Source organism: Pseudomonas sp. GW456-12-10-14-LB2, assembly GCF_002884345.1.
In the GTDB taxonomy this organism is placed as follows: Bacteria; Pseudomonadota; Gammaproteobacteria; order Pseudomonadales; family Pseudomonadaceae; genus Aquipseudomonas; species Aquipseudomonas paraglycinae.
This window is the reverse complement of record NZ_POHV01000212.1, coordinates 1-260: the sequence shown is the minus strand read 5'-3', so window position 1 is coordinate 260 and position 260 is coordinate 1. Positions and strand designations below refer to the sequence as shown.

Annotated in this window: 1 protein-coding gene; it reads left to right on the top strand. The window is 75.0% G+C overall.

Annotated elements, in window-relative coordinates:
• Nucleotides 1–213: hypothetical protein (locus C1X29_RS30075; protein WP_218275733.1), on the top strand; the 213-nt coding region annotated here is incomplete at its 5' end.
• Nucleotides 214–260 lie beyond the last annotated feature (47 nt).

Here is a 260-nt window from a genome sequence, read left to right as displayed (position 1 = left end):
AGCCGCGTCCGCGAGCAGGGGCACCTCGCTACGACCGGCGACCACGCCTCCGCGATGCAGGAGCTGCGCGCCGTGCTGGCGAGCCGCGAGCCGCTCTACGCCCGGGCCCCGGCCACGGTGGACACCTCCAACATCCCGGTCCAGACGATGCTGGACCGCCTGACGGCGGCGATCGAGGCGCGGTTCGGGCAGCCCGTGCCGCTGGCGGACTGACCCGCCGCCGGTCGCTGACAGCCATGCGACCGATGCGACCTCAGGGC